At 74.1% G+C, this 1,614-nt stretch carries 2 protein-coding genes and 1 pseudogene; 1 reads left to right on the plus strand and 2 read right to left on the minus strand.

Translation table 11 applies throughout. From position 1 onward, the window contains the following. Together PKY62_RS13305 and PKY62_RS13310 are read right to left on the minus strand one after the other, a co-directional pair. A pseudogene (locus PKY62_RS13305) lies at positions 1-232 on the minus strand (hypothetical protein); the annotation flags it as partial. Positions 233-311: 79 nt separating this feature from the next. Continuing rightward, a complete protein-coding gene (locus PKY62_RS13310; protein ID WP_324537742.1) occupies positions 312-887 on the minus strand; it encodes a DUF3000 domain-containing protein in 576 nt (191 codons plus the stop codon). A 123-nt stretch (positions 888-1,010) separates the two neighbouring features. Here PKY62_RS13310 and PKY62_RS13315 point away from each other — a divergent pair. Next, positions 1,011-1,614: NAD(P)-binding domain-containing protein (locus tag PKY62_RS13315; protein WP_324537740.1), on the plus strand; the 604-nt coding region annotated here is incomplete at its 3' end.

Consider the following 1,614-nt stretch of genomic DNA (forward strand, 5'->3'; position numbering starts at 1 on the left):
GCTCGCGGCGGCCCGCCTTGCGGCTGAGCAGCACGGCGCGGGTCGACTCACGGCGCCGCAGGTTGCGGACGAGCACCGTCGCGTCCCCGTCGCCGATCTCTGGGAGCATGAGGCAGATCGCGTTGTGCTCGGCCGGGGCGGAGCGCTGGGAGGGCGGGTAGGTCGCGGCCCGGACCGGCGCGCGCTGCACAGGGGGGACCATCGGGGTCGTACGGACGTGCTCGACGGTCACGGGGGGCTCCAGGCGGGCAGGGCTCGTGCGGCTTGTCCCCACCCCTATCGGCACGCCACCGGTCGCTCTTGAGCAGAAGTCAGCGACGTCGCCCGAGCGCCGTCACGCCCTCGGGGACGGGCGGCAGCCCTGCCGCCGTGCACAGCAGCGTGGCCCAGGCGGCGAGGTGCTCGCCGAGGTCTCCCTCGGCGGTCCACGAGGCCCGGATCTCGACCTCGACCTGGGAGGGCCGGTCGGCGAGGGTGCCGAAGGACTGCGAGACGACCCGCGTCACGGTGCCGCCCAGTGCGCGGTGCGCCACGGGCAGCTCGGCGAGGGCGTCGGTCACCCAGGTCCAGGCGGCCTCGCACAGCAGCGGGTCGGCGCCCATGTCGGGCTCGAGCGTCGCGCGGACCAGGGTGACGGCGCGGAACGTGCCGTCCCACGCCTCCTGGCCGGCCGGGTCGTGGAGCAGCACGAACCGGCCGCTGGCGAGCTCGTCCTCGTCCGGGTCGCCGGCCCCCGCGACGACCTCGGCGCTCAGTGCGACGGAGTAGGGGGCGATGCGCGCCGGGGCCGGGACCTCGGTGAGGCGCACCTCGCCGCGCAGCCGCCGGTCCCGCAGGGCGCGCAGCGCCTGCACGAACGGTGCGGGAACCTCCGCATCAGCTGTGATCACGCCTGGAGCGTACGGCCGGGGTCCGACGTCCCCGTGGATCGGCGCGCGGACACGTCGGCACGTGCCCCGGACGGCCGCACTACGCTGGCCGGACAGCACCGAAGAGACAGGACCACCACCATGACCAGTGCCGACCGGAATGCGCAGATCGGTGTGACGGGGCTGGCGGTGATGGGTCGCAACCTGGCACGCAACCTGGCACGGCACGGGTACGTGGTGGCGGTGCACAACCGGTCGTACGCCAAGACCGCTTCCCTCGTCGCCGACCACGGTGACGAGGGGACGTTCGTGCCCGCGGGGTCGATGGCCGGCTTCGTGGCATCGCTGGCCGTGCCGCGCACGGTCGTGGTCATGGTCAAGGCCGGCGGGCCGACCGACGCGGTGATCGACGAGCTGGTCGGCCTGCTCGAGCCGGGCGACATCGTCGTGGACGCCGGCAACGCCCACTTCCCGGACACCATCCGGCGCGAGGCAGCGCTGCGCGAGCGGGGCCTGCACTTCGTGGGGTGCGGCGTCTCGGGCGGCGAGGAGGGCGCGCTGCTGGGGCCGTCGATCATGCCGGGTGGCTCGGCGCAGGCCTACGCGACGCTGGGACCGATGCTGCGCGACATCGCGGCGAAGGTCGACGGCGAGCCGTGCTGCACGCACGTGGGGCCCGACGGTGCCGGGCACTTCGTCAAGATGGTGCACAACGGCATCGAGTACGCCGACATGCAGCTCATCG

It is taken from the genome of Actinotalea sp. (assembly GCF_035443605.1).
Taxonomy (GTDB): Bacteria; Actinomycetota; Actinomycetes; order Actinomycetales; family Cellulomonadaceae; genus Actinotalea.